Raw genomic sequence first — 21447 nt, forward strand, 5'->3', positions numbered from 1 at the left:
TGGACCGTGACACGCGGCGCTGTTCAAAAACCCATGCGATAAGCGACGTTCACCGGAGCCCGCCCGCCATGGTCCCGCTGCCCCGCAGCCTGTTCACCCATCTCGGCCTGCGCCCGCAGGAGATGGACCGCCTGCCGCCACGCATCGCCGGCATGATGGCGCTCGAAGAAGCGCGGTCGGAGCGGGTGATCTCCTGGGTGCAGATCGGCCTGACCCTCACCTTCGCCGCCCTCTACAGCCTCGCCCCGCGCCCGGTCGACGCGGCCATGCTGGACCAGCCGGTGCCCTGGGCGCTCGGCACCTACTTCGTCTTCACCCTCGTGCGCCTCGCCCTCTCCTATCGCGGCACGCTGCCCGGATGGTTCCTCATCCTCTCCATGCTGGCCGACGTCCTGCTGCTCTACACCCTCATCTGGGAGTTCCACCGCAGCTACGGTCAGCCGCCGTCCTTCTCCCTGCGCGTTCCCACCTTCGCCCACATCTTCATCTTCATCGCCGTGCGCGCGCTGCGGTTCGATCCGCGCTTCGTCATCACCCAGGGCCTCTTCGCCTTCCTCGGCTGGGTCGTCCTCGTCTCCCTCGCCGTCTGGGAGATGGGGCCGGCCGCCGTCACCCGCTCCTTCGTCGCCTACATGAGCGGCGCCGGCATCCTCATCGGCGCGGAGGCGGACAAGCTGATCTCCATCGTCGTCGTCACCGCCGTTCTCGCCGCCACCCTCTACCGCGCCCGCGCCACCCTCTTGACCGCCGTGCGCGAGGGCGCCGCCTCGCGCGACCTGAGGCGCTATTTCGGCACCGGCGTCGCCGCCGCCATCACCGACCGCGCGACCGCCGCAACCGCCGGTGACGCCGAAGCGCGCGACGCCGCCGTCCTCATGCTGGACCTGCGCGGCTTCACCCCCTTCGCCGCCACCAGGGCCCCGGCCGAGACGGTCGCCACCCTCACCCGCTTCCACGGCCTCACCATCCCCATCATCGAAAGCCACGGCGGCGTGGTGGACAAATTCATGGGCGACGGCGTCATGGCCACCTTCGGCGCCGTCCGCCCCTCGCCGACCGCCGCCGCCGATGCCCTCTCCGCCCTCTGCGCCGTGATGGACGCCGCGCCCGAATGGGACCGCATCCTCGCCGCCTCGAGCCGCCCGACGCTCCCCATCAACGGCGCCGCCGCCTCCGGCCCCGTCGTCGCCGCCACCGTGGGAACCGATCACCGCCTGGAATTCACCGTCATCGGCAGCGCGGTAAACCTCGCGGCAAAGCTGGAAAAGCATAACAAGGAGGCCGGAACGCGCGCCCTCACCGACAAGGCCACTTATGACCGCGCCTGCGCCCAAGGATTTTGCCTCCCCGATGCGCCACCAAGCCGCCTGCACCGGGTGACGGGCCTCGACAACCCGCTCCTCCTGATCACACTTAAATAGTCTCGACGGCCCTCCCCCAACCGGGCCGTCCCGAACCTGAGTGAGGATCAATGGGTTACCTGCTTCACGGAGTCTGGCATACCGGCGCCCCCACCCTTGCGGGCGACGACGGTGCCTACCACCGCCACGAATCCTCCTTCCGGAACTGGATCACCACCGACGGCAGCCCCGGCCCCTCCGGCGACGGCGGCTTCAAGGCCGAGGCCGGGCGCTACCACCTCTACGTCTCCCTCGCCTGCCCCTGGGCCCACCGCGCCCTCATCATGCGCCGCCTGAAACGCCTCGAAGACGTCATCAGCCTGTCCGTCGTTCACTGGCACATGGGCGAGAACGGGTGGACCTTCGAGCGCGGCCCCGGCGTCATCGCCGACTTCCTCAATCACGCCCGCTATCTGCGCGAGGTCTATCTCGCCGCGGACCCCGATTTCACCGGGCGCGTCACCGTGCCGGTCCTGTGGGACCGCGAGCGTGAGACGATCGTCAACAACGAGTCCGCCGAGGTGATCCGCATCCTCAACAGCGCGTTCGACGCGGCCGGGGCCGAACCGGGCGATTATTACCCTGAGCCGCTGCGGGAGGAGATCGACGCGGTCAACGCGCGCATCTACGACACAGTGAACAACGGGGTCTATAAGGCCGGTTTCGCCACCCGTCAGAGCGCCTACGAAGACGCCTTCTCCGCCCTCTTCGATTCGCTGGACTGGCTGGAGACGCGCCTTGCGGACACGGCCTATCTCGTCGGCGGAACGCTCACCGAGGCCGACATCCGCCTCTTCACCACCCTCGTGCGGTTCGATCCCGTCTATCACGGGCATTTCAAATGCAACCTGCGGCGGATTGCCGATTATCCCAATCTGTCCGCCTATTTGAAGCGGCTCTATGGCAAGGATGGGTTCGGTGGAACGACGGACCTCTTCCACATCAAGAACCACTATTATACGAGCCACACGATGCTGAACCCGTCGGGCATCGTCCCTCTGGGACCGGAACTCGACTACACCTGAGGCCACCTTGCTCCAGAAGCTCTACGACCGGACGATGGCGCTGGCCGCCAGCCGCCGGGCCGTCCCGACGCTCGCGGGCGTCTCCTTCGCGGAAAGCTCCTTCTTTCCCATCCCGCCCGACCTCCTCCTCATTCCGATGGTGCTGTCGGCGCGGGCGCGGTGGATCCTCTATGCGGCCGTCTGCACCGTCGCATCCGTGCTCGGCGGGCTCGCGGGATACGCCATCGGCGCCTTCCTGTTCGACAGCGTGGCCCAGCCGATCCTCGCCTTCTACGGCTATGCCGACAAGTTCGCGAGCTTCACAGAGCGGTTCAACCAATACGGCGCGTGGATCGTCTTCCTCGCGGGGGTGACGCCCTTCCCCTACAAGGTCATCACCATCGCGTCCGGCGCAACGGGGCTGCCGCTGCCGGTCTTCATGGCGGCCAGCGTGCTCGCCCGCGGCCTGCGCTTCTTCCTCGTCGCCGGGCTTCTCTACCTCTTCGGCCCGCCGATCCGCCGCTTCATCGAGGAGCGCCTCGCCATGCTCCTCGCCCTCGTCGGCGCCGGTATCGTCATCGGCCTCATCGCGGTAAGGTTCCTATGAGACCCGTCACCCTGCCCGCTCTCACCTTCGGCGCCCTGGTCCTGATGCTGGGGGCGATCGCCGCCGTTTGGGCGTTCCAGTTCGCAGGCTACATGCCGTGCCCGCTCTGCCTTCAGCAGCGCATCGGCTACTATGTGGCCATCCCGCTGGCACTCGCCGCGCTCCTGACGGCCAAGCGCGCACCGGCTCTGGCGCGCCTTCTCGCCCTCGCCGCCGCCGTCGCCGTCGCCTGGAGCGCGGGCCTCGGCGTCTATCACGCCGGCGCCGAATGGGGGTTCTGGCCCGGTCCCAGCACATGCGCAGGCGGCGGGGACGAGATCTTCAACAATCCGGGCGGCCTCCTCGGCGCGCTCGACCAGGAGGTGATCGTGAGCTGCACCGAGGTGCAGGGCCGCTTCCTCGGCCTCAGCTTCGCCGGGTGGAACGTCCTGTCCGCGGGTACATCGGCGCTTCTCCTGGCCCTTGCCGCGCTGCTGGACGGGCGCACCGCCCGCGCCCCGCGCTGACCGCGCCCGGCCGCCATGGACGCCGACACCTTCGCCCGCCTCGCCCGCGCCGAATATGACGCGCTGCCGGACGATGTGCGCGCCCTCACCGCCGATGTGGAACTGCGCATCGCCGACACCGCGCCGGACGATGTGCTGGACGAGATGGACATCGAGGACCCGATGGATCTCCTCGGCCTCTTCGTCGGCATCGGCCTCGCCGAAGGGGGCGGCGCCGCCCACACCGGTGAGGCGCCCAACCGCGTCTGGCTCTACCGCCTCCCCATCCTCGCCTTCCAGGCCGGTGGCGAGGATACGCTGCAAGCCGTCATCCGCCACGTCCTCGTCCACGAGCTCGGCCACCACTTCGGCCTGTCCGACGACGACATGTACGCCATCGACGACGAGCCGGACTGACCTGGTCCTTCACCCGCATTTCGCCGCGTGCGCGGCGCGCCGCGTCAGGCCGGCTCGCCGTCCCTGGCCTTCTCGTGCTCGGGCGAGCCGTAGAACAGTTTGACCGAGGCCAGATTGAAGCGCTTGTTGTCGATGGCCATGACCAGATCGTCGGGACGCAGGCTCTTATATTCCTCCGCCGCGAAGCTGATCGCCTCCGTCGCGGTCGCGAAGCGGTGATAGTGCAGCCCGCCCCGCTTCGATCCCGCCTTGCGCGTGACGAAGAGTTCCGCCGGGAGGCTGTAATCGGCCGCTTCCATCTGTTCGGGCGGATTGTTGGCGCGGGACGTGTTCATCGCGGTTCTCCTGCGGCGGCATGGCCAGCCTGTACGGATCTCTATCTGATCGAAGCCCGGATGGTCGGAGTCGCGTTGCCCGCAAATCGGCGCGCCGCGACGGACCTTCCCGGTTGCAGCACGGCCGGCTGATCGAGGCATTCCATCGCCCCGTGGCACGGAGGCATGACGCGGCATATCAGGACGTCGCCTAGAGGATATAAGCGCTGCTGTCGGCGGGACAATCCCTGCTGCAGATTGGAAAAAGTAGATCTTCTGCTTTGCCCTGGAGACCGCTGAATATTTCTGCGAGGTAACTTGTATCCCGCGCGACAAACGTGCATATGGGACCCGCTTAGTTACCCATCGTCCGACACTGTTTCCTCCAGGCTACAGTCCACGATTTTGCTCTGACTGCAGCCACACTGCCGCATATTGCGGGCAGGCGGAAACATCAATGGAGATCACGATGGCCAATGGCACCGTGAAATGGTTCAACGCAACGAAGGGCTTCGGCTTCATCCAGCCGGAAAGCGGCTCGCGCGACATCTTCCTGCACATCTCGGCGGTTGAGCGTGCCGGCCTGAGCACCGTCGACGAGGGCCAAAAGGTCTCGTTCGAGGTCGAGCGCGGGCGTGACGGGCGCGAGTCCGCATCCAACCTTCAGCTCATCGACTGAGGTTGACCGGTAGCCGAGGCCGCCGCCCGTTTAGCGGCGCCTGGTCTTGGCTTGCCAGAACGTGAAAAGGGAGCCTCGCGCTCCCTTTTTTGTTGACCGCCGTGCGAACCGGACAGCGCTGTCGACCGCGTGGAGACGAGGCACCGGCCACGCCGCGCGCACGCCAGCGTCCGGTGACAGCCCCACCTCGCCGCAGGCAGCGGAGGAGCGATGGAAGCACACTGCTCCCGCCGCTCAGCGCGCGCGCTCGGCCTGGCGCGCCGCCGCCTCGCTCACCACACGGTGCGCCTCCGATACGTCGCCCCACCCCGCCGTGCGCGGACGCGCCGCCTCCTCCACGTCGCGGTAGTGAAGGACGAAGTTGGCGATCGTCCGCAGTTCGCCCTGCGGCAGGTCCTTGTAGTTCACCACGCTGTCATAACGCGCGGTGAGGCGCGCCGCCGGGACGCACAGGACGACCATCTCCTCCCCGTCCGCCCCGCTGACGTAGAGGACGCCGATGGGCCGCGCCCCCACCACAAGCCCCGGCGCCAGCGCGTGCTCGCCCGCCACCAGCGCCGTCAGCGGTCGCCCGTCCTCACCCACCGTACGCGGGATCAGGCCGAGATTGCCCGGACACCGCATCGCCGTATGATAGAGCCGGTCGACCGCGAGGTGACCCGCCGCGTCCAGTGAGACGCCGAGCGGAAGCGCCCCAGTAGAGGCCGTCACCAGGACGTTGATGTCCCCCGGCGGGTCGACGGCGAAGGGCAGGTCGCCGAACGGGCGCACCTCAGAAGGGATCGTCGGAATCGGGAAGCTCCCGGTCGAACCCGTAGGCGACCTTCGCCACCTTCACGTCACGGAACATCTCGTCCGCCCCCGCCACAGCGCGGCCGCCCAGCGCTTCGTAGAAGCGGCAAGCCGGGTCGTTGTCCGCCAGGCACCAGACCACCAGTGCCTCGTGCCCGCGCCGGACGAGACGCTGCTGCACCGTGCGGAACAGGCGCCGGCCGAAACCGAGGCCGGAATATTCGGGCTGAATATAAAGCTCGTAAACTTCGGCCTTATAGGGCAGTGTGCGCACGCGATTGCCACCATAGGTGACATAGCCGCGAATCTTGCCGCCATTCTCGAGCACCACGATGGGAACGCGGCGCGTGATCGCCTTGTGCCACCAGGTCGGACCGCGCCGGGCGATCATCCGCTCCAGCTCGGCACCCGGCAGAATGCCGCGATAAGCAAAGCGCCACGCCGCGTCATGCACGTCCGCAAGGCCATGCGCGTCGGTCGGTTTCGCGGTTCGGATCGCAATTGCAGCCGTGCTCATCATGCGATGGTGTCGGCACAATCGACGAGGTGCAAGCGATTTCGTACGCTTGGCCCCACTCCCTTCGGTCACATCCGGTTGCAACAATCAACCAGCCAGCGCATATCACCCCCGTGAAAAAGTCACCCGCCCCCATCGACGTCGTCACCTTCGGCTGCCGCCTCAACGCGCTGGAGAGCGAGAACGTGCGCGCCCTCGCCAGCGCCGCCGGGCACGACGATATCGTCATCGTCAACACCTGCGCCGTCACCGCCGAAGCCGTCCGCCAAGCGCGGCAGACCATCCGCCGCATCCGCCGCGAACGGCCGGATGCCACCATCGTCGCCACCGGCTGCGCCGCACAGACCGAGCCCGAAACCTTCACCGCCATGGCCGAGGTCGACCACATCGCCGGCCAGAGCGAGAAGATCTCCCCCGCCTTCTGGCACGGTCTCGCCAAGGACGAGCGCGTCGTCGTCAGCGACGTGATGCAGCTCACCGAGACCGCCGAGCACATGGTGGACGCCTTCGCCTCCCGCACCCGCGCCTTCGTCGAGGTGCAGAACGGCTGCGACCATCGCTGCACGTTCTGCATCATCCCCTACGGCCGCGGCCCGTCGCGCTCGGTCCCCATGGGACGCGTCGTCGACCAGGTGAAGCGCCTCGTCGCCGCCGGCCACGCCGAGGTCGTCCTCACCGGCGTCGACCTGACGAGCTACGGCCCCGACCTTCCCGGCAATCCCAGCCTCGGCGACCTCGTCGGGCGCATCCTCACCCTCGTGCCGGACCTTGCGCGCCTGCGCCTGTCGTCGATCGATTCCATCGAGGCCGACCCCGCCCTTCTCGACGTGTTCGCCTCTGAGCCGCGCCTGATGCCGCATCTGCACCTGTCGCTGCAGGCCGGGGACGACATGATTCTGAAGCGCATGAAGCGCCGGCATCTGCGCCACGATGCGGTGCGCTTCTGCGCCGACGTGCGCGCCCGCCGGCCGGGCACCACCTTCGGCGCCGACATCATCGCCGGCTTCCCCACCGAGACCGAGGCGATGTTCGAGAACACCCTCGCCATCATCGCCGATTGCGGGCTGTCCCACATCCACGTCTTCCCCTTCTCGCCGCGCGCCGGCACCCCGGCGGCCCGCATGCCGCAGCTTCCGCGCCCCGTGGTGAAGGAGCGCGCCGCCCGGCTGCGCGAAGCCGCCGACGCCGCCATGGCCACGACCCTGTCCGCCGCAGTCGGCACCACGGCCGAGGTGCTGGTGGAGGAGGACGGGCGCGGCCGCACCGAAACCTACCTGCCCGCGTCGACCAGCGCCGCGGCGGCCCCCGGCAGCTTCGTCACCGGCCGCGTGACCGGCATCGCAGGCAGCGTCCTGACGATCGAGAGCATGGCAGAGGCCGCATGAGCGAGCGCCGATCCTTCTGGGGCTTCGGCCGCAAGAAATCCGCCGACCCGGCCCCCGCGCCGGACGTTGCTCCCGAGGCCGCGCCGCAGGACGAGGCCGCCCCCGCAGCCGCGCCCGAAGCACACGCCGCCCCCGAAGAACAGGCCGCACCGGTAGAGGCCCCTGCGCCCCCGCCGCCCGCGGTCACCACACCCGCGCCGACCGCGCCCGCGCCGACCGCACCCGCCGCCGCCAAAGACGGCTGGTTCACCCGGCTGCGCAAAGGTCTCGGCCGCTCGTCCAACCGCCTCGGCGATCAGGTCTCCAGCCTCTTCACCAAGAAGAAGCTCGACGCCTCGTCCCTCCAGGACCTCGAGGACATCCTCATCGAGGCCGACCTCGGCGTCGACACCGCGATGGCCATCACCGACCGCCTGTCCGAAGGCCGCTACGCCCGCGGCATCGAGGCGGACGAGCTGCAGGAGGTCCTCGCCGACGAGGTGGAGAAGGTGCTCGCCCCCCTCGCCCGCCCGCTCGACCTCACCGGGCCGCGCCCTTACGTGGTCCTCGTCGTCGGCGTGAACGGGACCGGCAAGACCACCACCATCGGCAAGATCGCCGCCCAGGAGGCCGCCGCGGGCAAGAAGGTCGTCCTCGCGGCGGGCGACACCTTCCGCGCCGCCGCCGTCGAGCAGCTCAAGATCTGGGGCCAGCGCTCCGGCTGCACCGTCGTCGCCGGCGCCCCCAAGGCCGACGCCGCCGGCCTCGTCTACGAAGCCCTCGACGCCGCCAAGGACGCCGACGTCCTCCTCATCGACACCGCCGGCCGCCTGCAGAACCGCGCCGAGCTGATGGCGGAGCTGGAAAAGATCGTCCGCGTCATCAAGCGCCGCAATCCGGACGCCCCCCACGCCGTCCTCCTCACGCTGGACGCCACCACCGGCCAGAACGCCCTCAATCAGGTCGAGATCTTCGGCAAGACCGTGGGCGTCACCGGCCTGGTGATGACGAAACTCGACGGCACGGCGCGCGGCGGCATCCTCGTCGCCATCGGCGCCAAGCACAAATTGCCGATCCACTTCATCGGCGTCGGCGAGGGGATCGACGATCTCGCCCCCTTCCGCGCCGAAGATTTCGCCCGCGCCATCGCCGGGCTCTGACGCCGCCCGGCCCACGAGGGGGGCCGCATGGCAGATATCCTTTCACCGGGGCCGATTTCTCCACAGCGCCCCGGTTGACCTTACCGGTGAACCGGCTTATCAGACGGCCATCGGTTGGGGCGCATAGCTCAGTTGGTAGAGCAGCTGACTCTTAATCAGCGGGTCCACGGTTCGAGTCCGTGTGCGCCTACCAATCTTCTCACACCATCGCCAGAAGATTGAACCCAACCGCCGCAGCGTCTCGGCACCGTTCTGCTGCGTGATACCCCTCCACCGCATCGGATACCCTCCGCCGCCTCCATTCGGCCGGCCGATTGCATCGCCGCCGCGTCCATCATGACGGCAGCGCGTGGCCGATCCTGCCACCGTCCCCCGCCGAACTCGCCGCGAGGACGCCCGCCGGGTGGCGTCACGCAACGCTCCGACCCGGTCGCAGACCACCCTCCCAACGCGCCTCAGGTCAGCACCCACACCCACACCGCCGCCTTCGCCCGGGCTGGGGTGATGCAGACGCACCGGCCTCCCTTCGCCGCCTCCGCTCGGCCGACCCATCGCAGCGCCGTCACGTTCTTCGTAACGGCCGCGCGTGGCCGATCCTGCCGCCGTCCCTCGCCAAAGTCGCCGCGAGGACCAAGACGCCACCGCAGCACCGTTCCGGCCAGCATCGACCGCCGCGCGTCGCAGGCAACCGGGGGTCTGCGCACCTCCTTTGGTCGGCGCTGCCGACGGCGTCTTCGGCGTTGCCCGGTTGATGCCGCGCATCCTCTTCGGCAGGGGGCGGGAGATCGACATGTCGCACAACCCCAGCGCGAAATGGCGCGCCGGTTGCGCAAGACGATCCTGCCGCGGAACCTCTTCGCCCCTCTTGCCTCTTGCCTCCCGCCGCCGCTGCCTCGCCCGCCTCGCAAACCGGCCCGAGCCGCCCCCCACACCGCACCCCCGGCCCGTCCCGCCGCGAGGCGCCGTCGCCCGCGACGCTGCGGCAACGCCGAACTTTGCGTCGTCCCGCACGCCGAGCGTTGACATCGCCTCGTCCACGCCCTTCGCTCATCTCCCCGCCCCGCGCGGCAGCCCGTGGCGCCCCACCACGGCCGCCCCGCCACGTCTCCTGAGCCAAGTGTCCGCCGCCATGACCACCATCGCTCGCCTCTCCACCCGTCTCGCCAGCGGGGCGGCAACACCGCACCTCCTGGCCGAGGAGGCGCTCGCCGCCATCACCGACGGGGCAGCGCTCGGCGCATTCATCACCGTCACCGCGGAGGAAGCACGGCGGGCAGCGGGCGAGGCCGCCTTGCGCTGGCGAAGCGGCACCATGCGCGGGCCCCTGGACGGCATCCCCGTCACCATCAAGGACAATCTCGACCTCGCCGGCACCCGCACCACGTCGGGCCATGCGGACGGCCCTGTGGCCGCAGCCGACGCCGCCGCCGTCGCGCGGCTGAAGGCGGCGGGCGCGATCATCGTCGGCAAGACCAACATGGACGAAGGCGCGCTGGGGGCCGTGTGCGACAATCCCCATCACGGCCGCACCACCAACCCGCTCTCCGAGGGGCACACCCCCGGCGGATCCAGCGGCGGCGCGGCGGTCTCGGTCGCAGCCGGCATGGTGCCGCTGGCGGTCGGCAGCGACACGCTGGGCTCGGTGCGCATCCCCGCCGCCTATTGCGGCCTCTACGCGCTCAAGCCCACCGCCGGGGCGATCGCCCGCACAGGTCTTGCCCCCCTCGCCGAAAGCCTCGACACGATCGGCCTCATCGCCGCCAGCGCCGTGGACCTTTCCACCGGACTGAGCATCCTCGCCTCGTTCGACCCCGCCGACCCCGCCGGCGTCCCGTTTGCCGAGCGTCGGGGCCTCGCCGGCCCCCGCGGCCCGCGCCTCGAGGTCGGCCTCTCCACCCTGCCGGGGACGGCGCTGGACGATGCGGTCGCCGATTCGCTCGGCCGCGCGGCCCTCGCCCTCGCGTCCATGGGGGCCGACATGGTGCCGATCACCGTGCCCGGCTGGGACCCCGCCCGCACGCGCAAGGACGCCCTCCTGGTGATCGAGGCGGAGGCGGCGATGACGCACGGCGGGGCGATCGCCGCCGACCCCGCCCGATACGGCGACACCTTCACGGCGATGGTGGCCTACGGGGCCGAAGTCGCGGCCCCCCGCCTCGCCGCAGCCTACGCCACATTGCGCCGCGCGGCCGCCGGGGCGCGTCACGCTCTGCGCGAGGTCGACCTCATCCTGATGCCGACGACCCCGCAGCTCAGCTTTCCCCATGCGGCCCGCGCCCCGGCGAGCCAGGGCGAATTGACCGCACTCGCCAACGCCGCGGGACTACCCGCGGTGCAGATCCCCGTGCCGCACCGGGGCGGGCTCCCGGCCGGTGTCCAACTGATCGGCCCGGCCTGGAGCGAGGGCTGGCTCATCCCCCTCGCAGGCCGCCTCGGCGACGCTCTGGCCGTCGGCGGCGCAACGTGACGTCACCCGCGGTGTGCCGATGGCCGCAACACGGCGCTGGCCGCCGACCGGGCGGAGATCGCCTCGGCCCGAACCTCAACCTGAGGTAACCCGCGGGTTACTTTTTCCTTAACGCGCTGAAGCCGGACGGAGCGCCCCCGCCCCGTCCGCGCCCGGCGCCGCGCGTTCGCTCAAATCGCCTTGGCCGCCTTCAGCGCGGCGATGTCGTCCGCCGAATAGCCGAGTTCACCGAGGATCGCGTCATTGTGCTCGCCCGCATCCGGCGCGGCGCAGGAGATACGCGCCGGGGTGCGGGTCAGGTGCACCGGTGTGGCCACCAGGCGGATGTCGCCCATGCGCGGATGGCGCACCGGCTCGGCCATCCCCGTATGCTTCACCTGCGGGTCGGCGAACACCTTGTCCATCTCGTAGATCGGTCCGGCGGGCACGCTGCAAGCCTCCAGACGATCGAGCCAGGATTCGGTGGTGTCCTCCATGAAGAGCGGCTCCAGCATGGCGCGCACCTGCGGCCGGTTCGCCGTGCGGGCGCCGACGGTGGCGAAACGCTCGTCCGTCCCCCAGTCGGGCTGGCCGAGCTCCGCGCACAAGGCGCGCCACTGTCCGTCGCCCGCCACGCCGAGATTGAGGTGGCCGTTCTTGGTGGCGAAGACGCCGGTCGGGGTCGTCACCGGGTGGTCGTTGCCGGCCTGGGGCGGCACCTGACCGTCGACGAGATAGCGCGCGGCCTGGAAGTCCATCATGGCGATCTGCGCCTCCAGCAGCGAGGTGTGCAGCCATTGGCCCTTGCCGGAGCGTTCGCGCTCCAGGAGAGCGGTGAGGACCCCGGTGGCGGCGAAGATCCCCGCCGAGAGGTCGGCGACGGCGGTTCCGGCGCGCATCGGCCCCTGGCCCGGCGTTCCGGTGACGGCCATGAGCCCGCCGAGGCCCTGGGCGATCTGATCGAAGCCGGGCCGCTTGGCATAGGGCCCGTCCTGGCCGAAGCCGGAGATCGACGCCAGGATGATGCGCGGGTTGATCGCCGCCAGGGTCTCGTAGTCGACACCGAGGCGGAATTTCACGTCGGGCCGGAAATTCTCCACGACGACGTCGGCGGTGGCGACCAGCTTCTTCAGGACCGTCTGGCCCTCGGGCGTCTTCATGTTCAGCGTGATGGACCGCTTGGAGCGGTGCAGGTTCTGCATGTCGGGGCTGTCGCGCGAGCCGTTGATCCCGGCGTTGGGGTCGACGCCCTCCGGCGCGTCCACCTTGATGACGTCGGCGCCGTGGTCGGCGAGGATGCGGCAGCAGGTCGGCCCCGCCCGCACGCGCGTCAGGTCGATGACGCGGATGTGGGAGAGAGCTCCCGTGGTGTTGGGTTGGTCACGCATGGAACGGCTTTCGGTTCGGCAGGATGGCGGGAAGCCAGGAGGGACGGTCGGGCACCGCGTCACACGGCTCCACGGCACACGGATCGCACGGGTCCACGTGACGCGGATCCACGTGACGCAGGCCCACATGGCGCGGGTCCAAGTCGCGCGGATCCACAAGAGTGGCGGAGAATGGCGGTGTGCATGGTTCGGCGGGGTCCGCTTCGTCTATGATCGCATGAACAATGCGGTCAATGAAGCGGACGGTCTATGGTGCCCGAGGGTGATGAGCTGACGATGGACGACGAAGTGGCGGCATTGCCCGCTCTGGCCGCCAGGCACATCAAGGTGGAGCGGCCGAGCGCGGGATGCGCGGTGGTGACGCTGAACCGTCCGGCGCAGAAGAACGCGATGACGCTCGCCATGTGGCAGGGCCTCGCCTTGACCTTCGAGGCGCTGGGGCGCGAGGCGGCGTTGCGCACGGTCATCCTGACCGGGGCGGGCGGCTCATTTTGCGCAGGCGCCGACATCAAGGAGTTCGCCACGGTCCGCGCGAGCGCGCAGGACATCGAGACCTATGCCCATTGGGTCGACCGCTGCACGCTGGCGATCGTCGATTGCCCCAAGGCGACCTTCGCGGCGGTGTCGGGTTACGCCTATGGGGGCGGCTGCGGGCTGGCGGTGTCGTGTGATTTCCGGATCGCCGACAGGACGGCCAAGTTCGCCATCCCGGCGGCCAAGCTCAGCATCGTCTACGGCATCGAGGAAACGCGGGCGCTGTACCAGGCGGTGGGGCTGACGGCGGCCAAGGAGATGCTGTTCTCCGCAGCGCCCCATGATGCCGAGGCGGCGCGCGCCATCGGCCTCGTCAGCGAGGTGACCGAGGGCGACGTGATGGCTGCTGCGCACCGCCGGGCGGACGCGCTGGCGGCCTCGGCGCCGCTCACCATCGCCGGGGCCAAGCTGGTGCTGGAGGCGTTGACGAAGGGCGAGACGGCGGAGCGGGTCGAGCGCGCCGAGGCGGCGGCGCGGCATGCCGGTGCCAGCGCCGACTATGCCGAGGGGCGCACCGCCTTCGTGGAAAAGCGTGCTGCCCACTTCACCGGCCGCTGAGGCGTCGCTCGGCCTGCCCTCCCTGGCTGGGGAGGCACCCCCGATCGGGGGCGCCGCCTGGTCCGGGGGCGGCGCCGGAGAGGATCACTTGGTGCCGACGATCCCGTCCACCATCGTGCGCGGGTCGCGCGGTTTCCAGGCGCCGACGTCGACCTGGTGCAGGAAGTTCTGCAGCGCGGCGTTGAAGGCGGCGGAGACCTCGATATTGATCGTATGGCCGGCGTTCGGCAGCACCACCAGGGCCGACGTGGTGATGACGCGCTTCATCATGATCGACGGCTCCAGGCACGGCCAGTCCTCGTCGCCGGTGATGATGAGTGCGGGCGCGGTGATCGACGCCATCTTGTCGGTGAGGTCGTAGAGCGAGGGGCGCCTCGCCTGGCAGCCGCGCATGGTGTTGGCCGATCCGAGCGCGGAATGCTGAACGAGCTGGTCGCGGAATTCCTGCCAGCCGCGCGGATCGTTGTTCTGGAACTGCACGCGGGTGGGGCCGAGGGCGTAGGAGCCGCCCGCCTCCTCCATCGGCAGCGTCAGGAAGCGCTCCACGTTCACCTCGATCTCGCGGGCGAACTGCTCGCGCTTGTCCGGCTCGGCACCGTATCCGCAGCCGCCGATGGTCAGCGAGAGGGCGCGGTCCGGATAGGTGAAGCCGAAGTGGACCGTCGCGAAGCCGCCCATGGAGAGGCCGACGATGTGGGCCTTGTCGATGCCGAGACCGTCGAGGATGGCGAGGATGTCGTCGCGGGCGCGGTCCTGCGAATAGGCTTCGGGGTCGGCCGGAACATCGGACGGCAGGAAGCCGCGCGCCGAATAGGTGATGCAGCGATAATAGCGTGAGAAGTGCCGCATCTGCGGCTCCCAGGACCGCCAGTCGCCGGCGAACTCGTGGACGAAGACGATGGGGATGCCGCTGCCGGCCTCCTCATAATAGAGTTTGACGCCGTCGTTGGTGGTGACGAAGGGCATGGAGGGTCGGCGCTCCGGAAGGGCTAGAAGCTGCGGGATTGGCTGGCGATACCGCCGTCGATGGTGACGACGGTGCCGGAGGTGTAGGCGCTGCGGTCCGAGGCGAGCATCGCGGCCATGGCGCCGATCTCCTCCGGGCTGGCGGCGCGGGCGAAGGGGAGCGGCGCTTTGAGCTGCTCCCAATTGTCGGCGGAGCCGGTGCGGTCGGCCGCCTTCTTGCGCATCAGCGTTTCGAGCCGCCCGGTCTCCACCGGCCCCGGATTGATGGCGACGACGCGGATGCCGTCGCGGAAGGACTGGCTGCCGAGGGTGCGGGTGAAGGCGCACAGTCCCGCGTTGGCGGTGGAGCCCATGATGTACTCGAAATCGAGCGCTTCGGCGGCCGCACCGATGATGTTGACGATGACGCCGTGCCCGGCCTCTTTCATCATCGCGTAATATTGGCGGCAGAGCGAGATGTAGCCGAAGAGCTTCAGCTCCCAGACGTCCTTGAGGCGGGCATCGTCGAATTCGAGGAGATTGCCGCCGGGGATGGCGCCGGCATTGTTGATGAGGATGTCGACCGGGCCGACGCTCTGGGCGAGGCGCAGCCGTTCGGCCTCGCGCGACAGGTCGGCCGGGAACGGTGTGGCTGTGCCGGGGCCTTCGACCGACGCGGCGGCGTCGACGAGTTCGGATTCGGTGCGGGCGACCAGGGTGACGTTCACCCCTTCGGCGGCGAGAATGCGGGCAGTGGCGAGTCCGATGCCCTTGGACGCGCCGGTCACCAGGGCGGTGCGGCCGTTCAGTCCGAGGTCCATGCTGATGATCCTTGATGGTGCGCTGAGCGTGCGGTCCGGACCGCAGCCGATTTATTTGGCATGCAATGACCGGTCCAGCCAAGCGGGGCCGGATGGCTCCGGTGGGCGCCGCGGCGGGGGTGGAGGATGATGGTTCGACATGGGCCAGCCCAAAAGAGACCCGATGAACATGCCTCTGAGCACAATTCTATATGAAAGCTCGCATCAGTTGACCGCGTTCGCTGTGCCCTGTGCGCATGCTGTAGTATTGGGCGAATTGATAATTGATCGCCTCGGATTTATGGTTGATGTGGTCTTCCCGCCCAAAGACGTCGGGAAGGATTGATGGCAACAGTGCGAGCACTCGGCATCGCGCTACCGTCAGTTCCGTGATGTAAAGAGCAGAAGAAGCAGGCGGCGCTAAATGGTTGGCCATCGGCGTCCGTGCGTCCACCAGTTCCGCGCATTGCGGCATGTCCAGCACGGACGCGCCGGCATCCGGTCCGACGTTTTCGATTGCGGGGCATAGGGAGCGTCGAATTGTCCGGAGCTCAAAACACCATAGCCCCACAGTCAGCGCGGCATTCCAATCAGAAGAGCGCGTGTGGCTGGAGGCTCCGCCCTGAGCCATTGCCGATTCGCAACCATGGGGGCCGCAGGAGCCCAGTTGGCTCCGCGCAAGTTGCTGACGAAAGTGCTAGAGCGAGTTGCTAAAGAAGCGCAGTGGCTGCTTGGGCCAAGCCATCTATAAAGAAGGTTAAATAGAAAGTAGCTGGGGCGGCTGAATCCGAAGTAGCGTGGTTAGCGTCGCTACACGACCTGCTACATTTCCCGAGAATAGAAACCAGCTAAGTAACTGGCATCAACAGACGCATTGGAGTTGGCTGGGGGACGTGGATTCGAACCACGACTAACGGAGTCAGAGTCCGCTGTTCTACCGTTAAACTATCCCCCAATGAAGCAGCCGCGAGGGGTGCTTCCGGGAGCGGTATCGTGCGGAGCGGGTGCGCTCCGCGACGTGTCGCCCTGTGCCGCTCCCTCTAAAGGCTGTCGGCGGACCCGTCAAGGGCTTCTCCGGCAAGGCGCGGTCTGTGGACAAACGGCCCACACGGGCGCATCGGCCGGCGCCGCCACCGGGTTCGGTCCCGGCTATGGTGCAGCGCCGCCTCGAACCGGCCGCCGATGGGGCGCCTGAGGCTGTAGCTGCGAACCGGCCGCCGATGGGGCGCCCGCGGCTGTAGCTGCCGGCACATGCGGCGCGGATCGCGCGCTGGGGCACATGAAGGGCTGCATGTCGACGGGCCTGCGGCGTGCAGACGTGTGGTGGGCGGGTGGTCGAAGGTGGCGGTTCGCAGAGACAGGGCGCGGGAAGTTGTCTAACAATACAACAACGCCTTTCGGGTCGGGTCACTCGGCCCAAGGCCTTTCACGATGACCGGAGCCACCGCCATGACCGCCCCCACTCAGCTTGCAATCGTCGGACTCGGGCGCTGGGGCAAGGTGCTGGTGGACGCGGTGCAGACCACGAGCCCCACGGTGCGCTTCGTGACCGCCGTCAGCCGCGACCCGGCGCACATCGACGGCGACGCGAAGGCGCGCGGCCTCACCGCGGTCGCCACGCTCGCCGAGGCGCTGGCCGATCCGGCGGTGGAGGGCGTGGTGCTCGCCTCGCCCCACTCGGCGCACGCGGGACAGATCGCCCAGTGCATCGCCGCCGGTCGCCCGGTGCTGGTGGAAAAGCCGTTCACGTTGACGAAGGCGGACGCGGAGGCGGCGCTGGCGGCGGCGGATGAGGCGGGCGTCCTCGTCACCGCGGCGCACAACCGGCGCTTCCTCGCGCCGATGGTGACGCTGAAGGAGATGATCGAGGCCGGCGCGCTGGGCACGCTCCTCCACATCGAGACCAATTTTTCGTCGGACATGACGGGGCGCTATCAGGCCGGACACTGGCGGATCGCGCCGGGGGAGAGCCCGGCGGGCGGCCTGGCGGGGTCCGGCATCCACCACATCGACGGGATCATTTACCTCGCAGGGCCGATCGCGGAGGTGTTCGCGGTGTCGTGCCGCAGGGTGCATGACGTTCCGCTCGACGACACCACGGTGGTGACGATGCGGCTGGCGTCCGGCGCGACGGCCTCGCTGTTGATGATGACGGCGACGGCGCCGACCTACCGGATCGTCGCCTACGGCACCAAGGGCAAGGCCGAGATCAACGGCGATGCGGCGCGGCGCGGCAGCGAGACGATGGTGGTGACGCTGACCGACGGGAGCGAGACGCGCCGCGCGTTCGAGCCGTTCGACATCGAGCGCGCCGAGGTCGAGGCGTTCGCGGCCTCGATCCGCGGCGAGGCGCCGGCGCAGGTGACGCCGGCGGACATCGTCAACGGCATCGCCGCGTTCGAGGCGGTGCCGGCGTCGGCGGAGGCGGGCCGCCCCATCGCGGTGTGACGCGGCGGCCCCGTGGGGCCGGGCCGCGAGGGTCCGGCCGCCGTCGATGCGGATCGGGGGTCAGACCGAGAGGATCTGGCCGCCGTCGACGCGGATCACGGACCCGGTGATGTAGGCGCCGCCCTCGCTGGCGAGGAAGACGGCGGCGGCGCCGAACTCTTCGGGCTTGCCGAGGCGGCCCGCGGGGATCGACGCCTTCGACGCCTCGTGCACCTCTTCGGGCGTGCGGCCGGTGCGCTTGGCGTTGGCGGCGTCCAGCTCGGCGATCCGATCGGTGGCGATGCGGCCCGGCGCGATGGCGTTGACGGTGACGCCGTGCTTGGCGACCTCGGCCGACAACGTCTTACCCCAGCCGATGAGCGCCGGACGGATGGCGTTGGAGATGGCGAGATTCGAGATCGGCTGCACAACGCCGGACGACACCACGGTCATGATGCGCCCGAACCCGCTTTCGATCATGCCCGGAAGCGCCAGATCGGCGAGGCGCACGAGGTTGACGAACATGCTTTCGAAGGACGCGCGCCACTGGTCGGAGGCGACACCTTGGGCAGCGCCCGGGGGCGGACCGCCGGAGTTGAGGACGAGGATCTCCACCGGGCCACCGAGAGCGTCCACCGCGGCGGCGTGGAGGGCATCGACGTCGGCGGATTTGGCGGTGTCGCAGGCGAAGGAGACGGCGCCGTTGCCGATCGTCCCGGCGGCTTCGGCGGCACGCTCGGCGGAGCGGCTGGCGAGCGCGACCTTGGCGCCCTCGGCGGCGAGGCCTGCGGCGATGGCGTAGCCGAGGCCGCGGCTGGCGCCCAGAACGAGGGCGCGCTTGCCGGTCAGTTTGGTATCCATGTCGGTCCTTCTGGTTTTGGGGGCTTTCTATACACCGCGATGACGTGCAATGCGCGGCGGACGCAATTGCCCCGTTTGGCTAATTGTCTAACATACTGCCGAAGACACACGAGAGGCTGAGATGAGCGCACTCACCGAAGACGTCCGGCAGAAGCTGATGGGAGTGTCCGTTCCGGCGGTCGTCGCCCTGCTCTGGTACAACGGCTACAAGACGACGATGCTGTTCGGGCCGCGCCCTGTGAACCCGGCGACGAACCGCTTCGTCGGCACCGCCTTCACGGTGCGGACGGTGCCGGTGCGCGAGGACTTCGTGGAGGCGCAGACGAAGGGCGAGCGGGCGAACCTTCAGGCGCAGGCGGTGGCAGACATCGGAGCCGGCGAGGTGCTGGTGGTCGACATGGGGGGCGAGACGCGCACCGCCTTCATGGGCGACATCATGACGACGCATCTGTCGGTGAAGGGCGTCGCGGCAGTGGTGACGGACGGTTCGGTGTCGGACGCGGCGACGATCTCGACCATTGCGATGCCGGTGTGGGCGTGCGGCAACGCGGCGACCACCTATTTGTCGCACCGTTTCGTGACGGACCTCAACGTGCCGATCGGGTTGTCGGGGGTCGCGGTGTGTCCGGGTGACGTTCTGATGGGCGATTCCAACGGCGTTGTGGTGATCCCGGCGCACATGGCGGCGAGGATCGCGGATCTGGCGGTGGAGCGGGAGCTGTTGGAGGAGTTCGTTCTGGCGCGGGTGAAGGAGGGTGCGCCGCTGGTCGGCACCTATCCGCCGAACGAGGCGACGAAGGCCGCGTTCGAGGCGTGGCGCAAGGAGGCCGGCAGGTAACTCCCGGTGCACTGCGCACTGTGCGCGGCTGCAGGACGGGCGGGACGCCGAAGTCCGGGTGGCGCGGCGGCCTGAAGCACGGCATCGCCCTCCCCGGCGAGGGCGTGCAGCTAGACCGCGGCAGGGGCGTGAAGCGGTAGACCGTCGAACAGGCGGCGGGCGCCGTCCCTGTTCAGGACATCGTCCAGACTGTGACGATCGAGGACGGCGAAGAAGGCGGCGACAGCCTCGTCGAGCGGGGACGTCAGACGGCAGACGCGGCGCGCGACACAGGTGCTGCAGCCGACGAGGTCGATGCATCCTTCGGTGTGGCGGATGAGGCGGCCCATGTTGATCTCGGCCGTCGGGCGGGCGAGGCTCAATCCGCCGCCGCGCCCGCGCACGTTCGTGACATATCCCTCCCGCTCCAATTCCACGGCCACCTTGGCGATGCGGCTGCGCGGGATCGCGTAGGTGTCGGCGATCTCGGCGAGGGTCGACGGCCGGGCGGGATGGGCGGCGAGGTAGAGCAGGATCTTCACGGCGTAGTCGGTGAAGGTCGTCAACCGCATGGCAAGGCTCCGCGATGGCGCCCGCTGTGCGGGGCAATGGCCGTCGGGTGCGGTGCCCCCTGCCCGCCCGCCCTCGGCCTGTGGACGAGGAAGGCGGGCCGGAACGGCCGCGATCCCGGCCCCATCGTCTCGCGGTCGGCGAGCGGCCGCCTTGAGCCACGTCATGGTGCGCGCCGCGCAGATGCGTCGTGCGCGCTGCCGGGCGGACGGCGAAGATCGTCGATCAGGTCGCGGCGGGACGGCCCTCGACAGGATATTGCGGGTCGACGAAGTGGCGCACCGCGGTGGAGCCTTTGGGGACCACGGCGTCGAAGGCGGCTTCGTCCTCCGGCGTCCATTGGAAGGCGAGCACCTTCAGATAATCCTCGAGCTGGGCGAGCGTGCGGGGGCCGACGATCGCGCCGGTCACCATCGGATTGGCCATGACGAAGCCGAGCGCCATCGTGGCGAGGTCCACACCGCGCGCCGCCGCGTGTTCGGCGAGGCGGGCGGCGGCGGCCAACGTCTCGGGATGGAACTCGGTTTCCATGATGCGCTTGTCGCGCGCACCGGCGCGGCTGCCCGCGGGCGCCTCGGCACCGGGCTGATATTTGCCCGTCAGCACGCCGCGCGCGATGGGGCTGTAGGGGTAGACGCCGATCCCCATGTCCGCACAGGCCGGCAGAAGCTCCACCTCGATCGTCCGGTTGAGGGCGTGATAGAGGGGCTGACAGACTACGGGACGGCCGATCCCCGCCTCCTCGCAATAGCGGGTCAGCTTCGCGACGCGCCACGCCTTGTGGTTCGACACGCCGATGTGCAGCACCTTGCCCTGACGCACCAGGATCTCGAGCGCCCTCACCGTCTCCTCCAGCGGGGTGAGCGGGTCCTCCTTGTGGAGGTAGAGGACGTCCAGCCGATCGGTGTCGAGCCGCTTCAGGATGCGCGGCACCTCACGCAGGATCCAGCCCGGCGAGAGGCCGCGGTGGTTGGGGTCGTCCCCCATCGGATTGGCGAGCTTGCTGGCGATCACCACCTTGTCGCGCCGCGCCTTGAGGAGGCGGCCGAGGATCTCCTCGGAGCGCCCGCCATTATAGGCGTCGGCGGTGTCGAAGAAGTTGATGCCGGCGTCGATGGCGCGGTCTGTGATCGCGGCCGACTCGGCCTCGTCGGCGCGGCCGCCGAACATCATGGTGCCGAGGCACAGGCGCGAGACGGTCAAGCCGCTGCGGCCGAGGGTGGCCATGGGCATCGGGGAAGTCGAGGTGGCGGGCATCGGCGTGTCCTTTCGGTTTCTTGGGGGCCGCGACCGAGAGCTGCCGGCGCCCGCTGCCACGCTACTGCGGCGCGCGGGAGCCGCGCAACGCACGAAAGTCTCGGA

Annotated in this window: 22 protein-coding genes and 2 tRNA genes; 13 read left to right on the forward strand and 11 right to left on the reverse strand. The window is 69.2% G+C overall.

The features are described from left to right. Positions 1 to 68 precede the first annotated feature (68 nt). Genes BIX52_RS00280 through BIX52_RS00300 form a run of 5 tightly spaced genes read left to right on the forward strand, consistent with a single transcriptional unit; the run spans position 69 to position 3913 of the window. A complete protein-coding gene (locus tag BIX52_RS00280) occupies positions 69 to 1421 on the forward strand; it encodes an adenylate/guanylate cyclase domain-containing protein (RefSeq protein WP_075219054.1) in 1353 nt (450 codons plus the stop codon). A gap of 50 nt (positions 1422 to 1471) precedes the next feature. After that, the gene (locus tag BIX52_RS00285) at positions 1472 to 2425 is read left to right on the forward strand and encodes a glutathione S-transferase family protein (RefSeq protein ID WP_075219055.1); all 954 of its coding nucleotides are present in this window, start codon (positions 1472 to 1474) and stop codon (positions 2423 to 2425) included. Positions 2426 to 2432: 7 nt separating this feature from the next. Then, entirely contained in the window at positions 2433 to 3011 is a 579-nt protein-coding gene (locus BIX52_RS00290; RefSeq protein ID WP_075219056.1) for a YqaA family protein, read from the forward strand. Further along, complete coding sequence (locus tag BIX52_RS00295) at positions 3008 to 3517, forward strand: disulfide bond formation protein B (RefSeq protein WP_075219057.1); 510 nt, start codon at positions 3008 to 3010, stop codon at positions 3515 to 3517. The genes BIX52_RS00290 and BIX52_RS00295 overlap by 4 nt, the downstream gene beginning before the upstream one ends. A gap of 15 nt (positions 3518 to 3532) precedes the next feature. Further along, positions 3533 to 3913 (forward strand): metallopeptidase family protein, encoded by a 381-nt coding sequence (locus BIX52_RS00300; RefSeq protein WP_075219058.1) that lies wholly within the window; start codon positions 3533 to 3535, stop codon positions 3911 to 3913. 44 nt (positions 3914 to 3957) lie between these two features. Here BIX52_RS00300 and BIX52_RS00305 read toward each other — a convergent pair whose 3' ends face one another. Beyond that, positions 3958 to 4248, reverse strand: a complete 291-nt coding sequence (locus tag BIX52_RS00305) for a hypothetical protein (protein WP_075219059.1) — start codon at positions 4246 to 4248, stop codon at positions 3958 to 3960. Positions 4249 to 4696: 448 nt separating this feature from the next. Between BIX52_RS00305 and BIX52_RS00310 the strand changes: the two genes are divergently transcribed. After that, the gene (locus BIX52_RS00310) at positions 4697 to 4906 is read left to right on the forward strand and encodes a cold-shock protein (RefSeq protein WP_075220039.1); all 210 of its coding nucleotides are present in this window, start codon (positions 4697 to 4699) and stop codon (positions 4904 to 4906) included. A gap of 234 nt (positions 4907 to 5140) precedes the next feature. On the opposite strand, the gene BIX52_RS00315 is transcribed toward BIX52_RS00310, so the two are convergent. Both BIX52_RS00315 and BIX52_RS00320 read right to left on the reverse strand, forming a co-directional pair. Beyond that, positions 5141 to 5677 (reverse strand): inorganic diphosphatase, encoded by a 537-nt coding sequence (locus BIX52_RS00315; RefSeq protein WP_083659900.1) that lies wholly within the window; start codon positions 5675 to 5677, stop codon positions 5141 to 5143. 1 nt (position 5678) lies between these two features. Continuing rightward, positions 5679 to 6215, reverse strand: a complete 537-nt coding sequence (locus BIX52_RS00320; protein ID WP_075220041.1) for a GNAT family N-acetyltransferase — start codon at positions 6213 to 6215, stop codon at positions 5679 to 5681. 113 nt (positions 6216 to 6328) lie between these two features. On the opposite strand from BIX52_RS00320, the gene mtaB reads away from it, so the two are divergent. From mtaB to BIX52_RS00340, 4 genes are all read left to right on the forward strand, one after another. Further along, the gene (gene mtaB, locus BIX52_RS00325; RefSeq protein WP_171973568.1) at positions 6329 to 7600 is read left to right on the forward strand and encodes a tRNA (N(6)-L-threonylcarbamoyladenosine(37)-C(2))-methylthiotransferase MtaB; all 1272 of its coding nucleotides are present in this window, start codon (positions 6329 to 6331) and stop codon (positions 7598 to 7600) included. Then, positions 7597 to 8739, forward strand: a complete 1143-nt coding sequence (ftsY, locus tag BIX52_RS00330) for a signal recognition particle-docking protein FtsY (protein WP_075219060.1) — start codon at positions 7597 to 7599, stop codon at positions 8737 to 8739. The genes mtaB and ftsY overlap by 4 nt, the downstream gene beginning before the upstream one ends. A 117-nt stretch (positions 8740 to 8856) precedes the next feature. After that, positions 8857 to 8932: transfer RNA gene (locus tag BIX52_RS00335), tRNA-Lys, on the forward strand. A gap of 936 nt (positions 8933 to 9868) precedes the next feature. Continuing rightward, positions 9869 to 11206 (forward strand): amidase, encoded by a 1338-nt coding sequence (locus BIX52_RS00340; protein WP_075220043.1) that lies wholly within the window; start codon positions 9869 to 9871, stop codon positions 11204 to 11206. A gap of 170 nt (positions 11207 to 11376) precedes the next feature. Here the strand turns inward: BIX52_RS00340 and BIX52_RS00345 are convergent, their stop codons facing one another. Further along, positions 11377 to 12573, reverse strand: a complete 1197-nt coding sequence (locus BIX52_RS00345; protein WP_075219061.1) for a CaiB/BaiF CoA transferase family protein — start codon at positions 12571 to 12573, stop codon at positions 11377 to 11379. A gap of 276 nt (positions 12574 to 12849) precedes the next feature. Here BIX52_RS00345 and BIX52_RS00350 point away from each other — a divergent pair, with 276 nt between their 5' ends. Next, a complete protein-coding gene (locus tag BIX52_RS00350) occupies positions 12850 to 13665 on the forward strand; it encodes an enoyl-CoA hydratase/isomerase family protein (protein ID WP_083660041.1) in 816 nt (271 codons plus the stop codon). A gap of 84 nt (positions 13666 to 13749) precedes the next feature. Here BIX52_RS00350 and BIX52_RS00355 read toward each other — a convergent pair whose 3' ends face one another. The 4 genes from BIX52_RS00355 to BIX52_RS00365 form a co-directional block, all read right to left on the reverse strand. Then, positions 13750 to 14631 carry an alpha/beta fold hydrolase gene (locus BIX52_RS00355; RefSeq protein ID WP_075219062.1) on the reverse strand — a complete coding sequence of 294 codons (882 nt, stop codon included), beginning with the start codon at positions 14629 to 14631 and terminating at the stop codon, positions 13750 to 13752. A gap of 23 nt (positions 14632 to 14654) precedes the next feature. Beyond that, positions 14655 to 15431: a short-chain dehydrogenase/reductase gene (locus tag BIX52_RS00360; protein WP_075219063.1), complete on the reverse strand. Its 777-nt coding sequence runs from the start codon at positions 15429 to 15431 to the stop codon at positions 14655 to 14657. Positions 15432 to 15618: 187 nt separating this feature from the next. Beyond that, a complete protein-coding gene (locus tag BIX52_RS22660; protein ID WP_139312684.1) occupies positions 15619 to 15894 on the reverse strand; it encodes a hypothetical protein in 276 nt (91 codons plus the stop codon). 397 nt (positions 15895 to 16291) lie between these two features. After that, a tRNA-Gln gene (locus tag BIX52_RS00365) sits at positions 16292 to 16365 on the reverse strand. Between the two features lie 494 nt (positions 16366 to 16859). Between BIX52_RS00365 and BIX52_RS00370 the strand changes: the two genes are divergently transcribed. After that, complete coding sequence (locus tag BIX52_RS00370) at positions 16860 to 17858, forward strand: Gfo/Idh/MocA family protein (RefSeq protein ID WP_075219064.1); 999 nt, start codon at positions 16860 to 16862, stop codon at positions 17856 to 17858. 60 nt (positions 17859 to 17918) lie between these two features. Here the strand turns inward: BIX52_RS00370 and BIX52_RS00375 are convergent, their stop codons facing one another. After that, entirely contained in the window at positions 17919 to 18698 is a 780-nt protein-coding gene (locus BIX52_RS00375; RefSeq protein ID WP_075219065.1) for an SDR family oxidoreductase, read from the reverse strand. Between the two features lie 121 nt (positions 18699 to 18819). Here BIX52_RS00375 and BIX52_RS00380 point away from each other — a divergent pair, with 121 nt between their 5' ends. Next, a complete protein-coding gene (locus tag BIX52_RS00380) occupies positions 18820 to 19536 on the forward strand; it encodes an RraA family protein (protein WP_075219066.1) in 717 nt (238 codons plus the stop codon). 110 nt (positions 19537 to 19646) lie between these two features. Here the strand turns inward: BIX52_RS00380 and BIX52_RS00385 are convergent, their stop codons facing one another. Both BIX52_RS00385 and BIX52_RS00390 read right to left on the reverse strand, forming a co-directional pair. Then, a complete protein-coding gene (locus tag BIX52_RS00385; protein WP_075219067.1) occupies positions 19647 to 20087 on the reverse strand; it encodes an RrF2 family transcriptional regulator in 441 nt (146 codons plus the stop codon). 223 nt (positions 20088 to 20310) lie between these two features. Next, on the reverse strand, positions 20311 to 21318 hold the full coding sequence (locus BIX52_RS00390) for an aldo/keto reductase (RefSeq protein ID WP_075220045.1): 1008 nt from the start codon (positions 21316 to 21318) through the stop codon (positions 20311 to 20313). Between the last annotated feature and the right edge of the window lie 129 nt (positions 21319 to 21447).

Origin of the sequence: Acuticoccus yangtzensis (genome assembly GCF_001927245.1) — a bacterium.
Classification (GTDB): Bacteria; Pseudomonadota; Alphaproteobacteria; order Rhizobiales; family Amorphaceae; genus Acuticoccus; species Acuticoccus yangtzensis.

What these genes read in the sequence shown, in the direction of transcription:
- BIX52_RS00370 (WP_075219064.1), top strand. Translation starts at nt 16,860, where the DNA reads ATGACCGCCCCCACTCAGCTTGCAATCGTCGGACTCGGGCGCTGGGGC.
- ftsY (WP_075219060.1), top strand. Translation starts at nt 7,597, where the DNA reads ATGAGCGAGCGCCGATCCTTCTGGGGCTTCGGCCGCAAGAAATCCGCC.
- BIX52_RS00380 (WP_075219066.1), top strand. Translation starts at nt 18,820, where the DNA reads ATGAGCGCACTCACCGAAGACGTCCGGCAGAAGCTGATGGGAGTGTCC.
- BIX52_RS00285 (WP_075219055.1), top strand. Translation starts at nt 1,472, where the DNA reads ATGGGTTACCTGCTTCACGGAGTCTGGCATACCGGCGCCCCCACCCTT.
- BIX52_RS00360 (WP_075219063.1), bottom strand. Translation starts at nt 15,431, where the DNA reads ATGGACCTCGGACTGAACGGCCGCACCGCCCTGGTGACCGGCGCGTCC.
- BIX52_RS00300 (WP_075219058.1), top strand. Translation starts at nt 3,533, where the DNA reads ATGGACGCCGACACCTTCGCCCGCCTCGCCCGCGCCGAATATGACGCG.
- BIX52_RS00280 (WP_075219054.1), top strand. Translation starts at nt 69, where the DNA reads ATGGTCCCGCTGCCCCGCAGCCTGTTCACCCATCTCGGCCTGCGCCCG.
- BIX52_RS00305 (WP_075219059.1), bottom strand. Translation starts at nt 4,248, where the DNA reads ATGAACACGTCCCGCGCCAACAATCCGCCCGAACAGATGGAAGCGGCC.
- BIX52_RS00340 (WP_075220043.1), top strand. Translation starts at nt 9,869, where the DNA reads ATGACCACCATCGCTCGCCTCTCCACCCGTCTCGCCAGCGGGGCGGCA.
- BIX52_RS00385 (WP_075219067.1), bottom strand. Translation starts at nt 20,087, where the DNA reads ATGCGGTTGACGACCTTCACCGACTACGCCGTGAAGATCCTGCTCTAC.
- BIX52_RS00375 (WP_075219065.1), bottom strand. Translation starts at nt 18,698, where the DNA reads ATGGATACCAAACTGACCGGCAAGCGCGCCCTCGTTCTGGGCGCCAGC.
- BIX52_RS00355 (WP_075219062.1), bottom strand. Translation starts at nt 14,631, where the DNA reads ATGCCCTTCGTCACCACCAACGACGGCGTCAAACTCTATTATGAGGAG.
- BIX52_RS00345 (WP_075219061.1), bottom strand. Translation starts at nt 12,573, where the DNA reads ATGCGTGACCAACCCAACACCACGGGAGCTCTCTCCCACATCCGCGTC.
- BIX52_RS00320 (WP_075220041.1), bottom strand. Translation starts at nt 6,215, where the DNA reads ATGAGCACGGCTGCAATTGCGATCCGAACCGCGAAACCGACCGACGCG.
- BIX52_RS00310 (WP_075220039.1), top strand. Translation starts at nt 4,697, where the DNA reads ATGGCCAATGGCACCGTGAAATGGTTCAACGCAACGAAGGGCTTCGGC.
- BIX52_RS00295 (WP_075219057.1), top strand. Translation starts at nt 3,008, where the DNA reads ATGAGACCCGTCACCCTGCCCGCTCTCACCTTCGGCGCCCTGGTCCTG.
- BIX52_RS00350 (WP_083660041.1), top strand. Translation starts at nt 12,850, where the DNA reads ATGGACGACGAAGTGGCGGCATTGCCCGCTCTGGCCGCCAGGCACATC.
- BIX52_RS00390 (WP_075220045.1), bottom strand. Translation starts at nt 21,318, where the DNA reads ATGCCCATGGCCACCCTCGGCCGCAGCGGCTTGACCGTCTCGCGCCTG.